2 protein-coding genes are annotated in these 3,228 nt (G+C 42.6%); both read left to right on the forward strand.

All coding sequences use genetic code 11. From position 1 onward, the window contains the following. A partial coding sequence (locus ACSHXM_RS21375) for an OspG family effector kinase (RefSeq protein WP_435692373.1) occupies positions 1–591 on the forward strand: 591 nt, incomplete at its 5' end. 296 nt (positions 592–887) lie between these two features. Then, positions 888–1,787: a replication initiation protein gene (locus ACSHXM_RS21380; protein ID WP_102482871.1), complete on the forward strand. Its 900-nt coding sequence runs from the start codon at positions 888–890 to the stop codon at positions 1,785–1,787. The last annotated feature ends 1,441 nt before the right edge of the window (positions 1,788–3,228 follow it).

The following is a 3,228-nucleotide window of genomic DNA, read 5'->3' on the forward strand; positions in this document are numbered from 1 at the left end:
GGTCAAAGTAGTGGGATTGATTTGGCAAGCAATATTTCTTCTGTATCTCAAAAAAAGAGGCGCCCCAAGCTTGGCCTCTCTTTGAATTTACCCAAAGCTCGAGAAGAGGGAGCTTTGTTAGGATCTGGGCTCTGTGGTGAGGTTAGAAGAGACATTGATCATGACGGATTTGTATTAAAAGACATTAGCCGATTTCCAAAAAATCTCGCACAGGAAGAATGTAGTTTGTTTCAACGTGTGTATGGAGAAAGAGCCGCTGTGGTTGTTGAAAAAGAGCATGGGGTTTATTTGAGGATGTTAGAAGTTCCGGGCAAAACTTTGGCTAAATGTGAACCATCTGAATTGCCTGTTAATGCGCGTGATTTATTTCTTCAGATGATATCTGATTTGAATGATGTTGGCATAATTCATGGTGATCTTCATTCTGGAAACATTATGTATGATAAGGACTCGAATAGGTTTTGGCCTATTGATTTATCTAATGCATATGATTCTTACTATAATAACCCAATTGAAGTTCGGGCTTTTATGGATATTGATAATGAAAAAAGGTTCCAAAACATAATGAGTAAATTGAGTAACTCAGCCTGATTTGATGGGCATTTAACGTAACGTCACTTAGTGCGAAGTGCAGTGTTTCGGTAGAACAATGATTCTCGAAAGGTCGCGATAGCGGTCTTTTTTGTGCCTGAAAGCAAGAAAAGCGAAGGGAAATTGCGAAGTAAGGTATTGAGGAGTAAGATTAACTCTAGATAAAACAAAGCCCCGAATCTCGTCTAATCTTGGCGGACAGCGAGAAGTCAGGGCCCAGCAATAATGCTAAGGAAAGTATACCAAATGACTAGCCATTCACAAGTCACAACTTACCGCCATAAGCGCGGTGTTGTTTGAAGACTCAGCAATCAAACGCATTTCAACTCGATCTAATCGAGACGTTTCCCCATAAGCCGTATTGCACCGATGAACTCGGTGTCACTTACATACGCCCAAAAAGTACTGCGATTAAGAAAAAATATCTGCAAGTGAACCAACCGAAGTTGGTCACGTACCTTGTCTTTGATATTGATCGACAAGGTGGTGTGTTGGCTTGGTACGACAACGATCTTCCAACGCCATATTGGACGAGCAAAAACCCAGAGAATGCACACGCACACATTGCGTATCGCTTGAAAATTCCATTCTGTACGTCTGATATCGCGCATAGTGAACCAATTCGCTACGCTGCTGCAATTGAGTCCGCGATGATTGAGCGTATGAAAGCGGATCGTGGATTCGCAGGACTACTGACGAAAAATCCACTGCACCCACATTGGCAAAATGAGTTCTGGACAGAGTACGAATACACACTCGATGAACTGGCAGAATATCTCGATCTGAAAGGCCACCCGTTACGTGGTAGCGAAGTATCAGGTCTTGGTCGTAATTGTGAGTTGTTTGATACGGTTCGTCAGTGGAGCTATAAGGCGATTCGGGAATACTGGGCGCCTAACTACAAGCGTCAGTGGAATTTGGCTGTTTACGACCAAGTGGAAGCCATTAACGCCCAATTTAAAGTGCCTTTACCTGTATCAGAAGTTAAAGCGATAGCGAAGTCGATCGCTAACTGGACGTATCGAGAGTTCACGCCTGAGAAGTTCCGTCAGAGCCAAGCTAAGAAAGGGGCTAAAGGTGGGAAAGTATCTAAAAGAAAACCAGTACAAGGCTCCGAGGCTCAAGTGAAGCCGTGGGAAAATTTAGGGGTTAGTCGAAGAACGTACTACAACTGGAAGAAGTCTGGAAATATTTAAAAATTTGCACTGGATAAGCCTTATCAGATAACAGCCCTTTTTAGGGCTGTTTTGCTTTCTAGCCTTAGCCTTATTCCTTTGGATTTTATTGTTCTATTCTCACCGCTCGGCGCAGTGTGTGTGTAAGCGAAGCGTTCGAACACCGAGCAAGCGGAATGCCACTTAATACCAATCTTTGGCACTGTCCCCGTATATATATTTTTCTATTCTTCTTTAGCTCAATTTTTATGCTAACCTAATCTCGCGCTTTTGTTTTAAGCCAGCATACACAGAGTGCACTTGCTACGCTCGTTTCTCTGTGAGCTGTAAAGGGGCGCTAACGCCCCCTTTACCCCCGTGTGAATTTATTCCCCTCATAGCTTTTACCGATATATGAAACCGATATGTAGAACTGATATATGGTCATATCGGTTTCACATATCGGTTTTTTTGATTTTTCTGTGTGAGCTTATTCTCACTCACTTTTTACGCTATTTCTGGGGACTCTTTTAGTGGACTCCCCTTCTGGACTGGCTTAGTCCGCTGAATAGGTCCACAAAACTAGTCCACTACAATGCCAAAAAAGATAAAATAAAAGAGCAGCTTAGAAACATGTTTCTAAGACCTAGGATGCGTAGCGCTACGCGCGACCAAGCACTTCTAGAGGGTGAAATAGTTTGTATTTTCGCAGGTCGTTCCTCCCTGGCTTAATTCAGCCTTTTCATCCAACCAGAATCACTTGGTCTCGCCTACTCAACGCATCCCAAGAGCATGCACTAAAATTAGCAATTTCCCTCTCCAGTTCGGCACTTTCAGTGATTGAATTTCTTAACGCTTATAGAGCACTTTCATTCCCACATAACAATTAAATCCCCTCGGAGGGGGACGCTGATCGCGATTGATTTAGGAAACGAAAAGTAGAGAGGCGCACCTCGAGTTTTGTGTTCGTTATTTGATTATCAGGATTCGCATTTTTTAGACGTCTGAAAAAAAAGCCGGTCTGCAGTGTCGCTTCAAGGTTCTTTCTGACGCGCTTACTTCGTTCGTTTGTCGGATCGTTCTTTCCATTAAAGAACTTCGTCCATTTTATGGAAAAGAACGATCTCATTTTATTCTCGATTCTTTGAAGCTGTTTTATGCTTGAGTTACGCCATTTCTTGTGAGGTTTTACTATGTCTAGCGCACCGGATGATTCCATCGTCTTAGTTTTATTGATTCTTGGTTATGCGATTTACAACATCATTCGAATCACACTCGAGATTCGTAATTCGAAATGCTGATTTAGTTTACTTTTAGCCGTTACGGTGTGCTTTTAGGGTGAGTTTGAACGATGTTAATTCGAGCTGAGATTCGCTCTGAAAGCGTCACAAACTTACAAGGCCGTATGGAAGCATATTGCCTTGATCAAGTGTCCAAAATCTTCGCTAAGAGCGTTTGAGGGGTTCTGAGGACTGTTTCTGAT

Origin of the sequence: Paraglaciecola sp., from assembly GCF_051252315.1 — a bacterium.
Classification (GTDB): domain Bacteria; phylum Pseudomonadota; class Gammaproteobacteria; order Enterobacterales; family Alteromonadaceae; genus Paraglaciecola.